Origin of the sequence: Mycobacterium sp., from assembly GCF_046095365.1 — a bacterium.
In the GTDB taxonomy this organism is placed as follows: Bacteria; Actinomycetota; Actinomycetes; order Mycobacteriales; family Mycobacteriaceae; genus Mycobacterium.
In genome coordinates, this window is the sequence record NZ_JBJTJF010000058.1 from 1 (window position 1) to 2,727 (window position 2,727).

At 67.5% G+C, this 2,727-nt stretch carries 1 protein-coding gene; it reads right to left on the reverse strand.

Annotated features, from left to right (window positions below; translation table 11 throughout):
- A partial coding sequence (locus ACKOQ4_RS04635; protein WP_526289309.1) for a calcium-binding protein occupies positions 1-2,486 on the reverse strand: 2,486 nt, incomplete at its 3' end.
- Positions 2,487-2,727 lie beyond the last annotated feature (241 nt).

A 2,727-nucleotide genomic window follows, 5' to 3' on the forward strand; every position in this document is an offset into this window, starting at 1 on the left:
AATACGTCCAATGCAGTGTTCAGGGTTGCCGCGGTGATGGAACCGTTGATACCTGCGATTGAAGTGGGGCCGGTTCCGCCGAGGCGAGGCGTGTCACCGCCGAAGAGCGCGAGCACTGTCGTCGGGCCCATCGACGGCCCCAACAAGACACCCCAGTTCAAGCCACCCGCCCCGCTGAGGGCCGTCACGATTCCTTTCATCGCGATTGCGGGCCAGATTGAGTTCTCCGCACCGAATCCCACGTAGGACGGGCCTTGTTGCGCCGAGCCCGGCAACGCCGCATCCACCCGATAGTAGGAACCGCCGAGCTTCAGGCCGTATGTGCCGTCGCCGAAATCCACCATGGCCCTGCGGATGAGCCAGGACCTGCTGGGGTCGGGTGCCGGGGCGGCCCTGTCAGATCCGTCGGCCAGCGCCGCCAGTTGCGCGCCCCACGTGGTGTCGGCTTTGAGCAAGACCCGAACGTCGGAGCCGCTCGGGCCGGCCGACGGGAACAGCGGACGGGAAGCGAGGTCAACGGTCCCGGCCGGCGGCCGCTGAATCCGGTCGCCGTCGAGAGTGAGATCCGCACCGTTGGCGAACCGTGCGACGGCGTTGTCCACGTCGTCGGCGGGCGCGAAGTCGGCGATGGCGTCGCCGACTCGGTCCCGCCAGAAGCTGTCGCGGCCGGTGCCGCCCGACAGAGAGTCGACCATCCCGTCGAGGCTCACCAGCCAGTCATCGCCGGCGCCGCCGGACTCGATGTCGCTGTCGGCGTTTCCGTTGAGGGTGTCGTTGCCGCCGTCGCCGTTTAGTTGGTCGGCTCCCGGGCCGCCGAGCAGGAAATCGACATTGTCTCCGCCCCAGAGGTCATCGCGGCCGGCATCGCCACTGATGCGGTCGTTTCCGGCGTCGCCGTACAGGTGGTCGTCGCCGTCGCCGCCGCTGAGGGTGTCGTCGTTCGCCCCGCCGTGGAGGGTGTCGATGCCCGCGTCGCCGTTGAGGGTGTCGTTACCCGCGTCGCCGTTGACGATGTCGTCATCGGCCCCACCGAAGAGGGTGTCGTTGTCGGCGCCGCCGTTGACGGTGTCGTTACCGGCGTCACCGGTGATCGAATCGTTGCCGGCGTCACCCCAGATGGTGTCGCGATCGCCGCCGCCGTAGATGGTGTCATTGGCGCCGCCGCCGCGGATCACATCGTTGCCGGCGTCTCCGTAGATGGTGTCGATGCCCAATGCGCTTGCGCCCGTGATGGTGTCATTGCCCTCATCGCCGCGGATGAAGTTGGTGCCCCAGCCGGACGTGATGGTATCCATGCCGCGTCCACCAAGAAGGATGTTCGTCGGCGCTCTGCCGGCCCCCTCGGTGCAGCCGTAAGCCATCACGCAGGCATCCTCGATCGTGTCGTCGCCGTCGCCGCCGGCGATCGTGTCGCCAGACCCGCCTGCCCTGTCGCGAAGGACGTCGTTGCCGGCCTCGCCGTAGATGGTGTCGTTGCCGAAGCCGCCTTCGATGGTGTCGTCGTTGTTGTTGCCGTTGAGGGTGTCGTTGCCGGCATTGCCCTGGATGGTGTCGTTGCCGTCCCCGCCGTTGATGACGTCGTCGCCCGCCTCGTCGGATCCGAGTTCGTTGGGTACGTCCCCGGAGAGCGCATCGTTACCGGCCCCGCCGTTGATCGTGTCAGAGCCGGCGTCGCCCTGGACGGTGTCGTTGCCGTCCCCGCCGCTGATGGTGTCGGCGCCTCTTCCGCCGTAAATAGTATCGGTGTCGGCGCCGCCGTCGATGACGTCGTTGCCGTCCCCGCCGTCGATTCTGTCGTTGCCGACGTACCCGTCGATCGTGTCGTTGCTGATCCCGCCGTTGAGGGTGTCGTCGCCGATCCCGCCGTTGAGGGTGTCGTTTCCGTCGTCGCCGTTGAGGGTGTCGCTGCCGGCGTCCCCGTACAGCGTGTCAAGGCCCGTGCCGGCGTTGATAGTGTCGTTGTCGGCTCCGCCGATGAGCGTGTCATTGCCGGCTTCGCCGATGAGCGAGTCGTTTCCGGCCTCGCCGTCAATCGTGTCGTTGTCGGCTCCGCCGTTGATGACGTCGGTGTCGTTGCCGCCCCAGATGCTGTCGGCGCCGCCGTTTCCGGCGATGATGTCGATCCCGTCGTTGCCGTAGATGGTGTCGCCGGCGCCACCTCCGGTGAGGGTGTCGCTGCCGGCGTTGCCGGTGATGGTCATCGGTTTGTTGACCGCGGCGCCGTTGAAGACGTCGTCGCTGCTGCTGCCGATGAACTCAACCCTCTGGACCGAACCGTTCAAGTAGGTGCCGAGCGTCTGGTTCGCGATTCCCTTCCGCTGGATCACCGCGATCTCCAACGGTGTGATGACGGCGAGAGTGACGTTCGACGCGCCGACGGCACGGATGGTCAGGGTTCCCTGGGCGCTGAGGCTGGACGAGGTCGCGATGGCCGCGGCGGCCGACGGCGCACCAGTCCGCGTGGGGGTGCGCCGGGCGAGAAGCATGCCCCCGGAGAGTAATTCGCCGAAAGAGTTCGGTAGCAGTCCGGACAGCCGCCGCGTCAGCGAATCGCCCGGTCCTACGGTCTCGGGAGTGGACACCATCCCGAGGGCGGGCGGATTCGGAGCCTGCGCCGGTTTCGGCGGAACGGCCAACTGGGCGACCGCCGAGAGAACAGACGGCGCCCCTGCCACTGTGCTGGGAACCGCGCTGTCGGCCACCGCAACGCGGGCCGGGTCAGTGGCG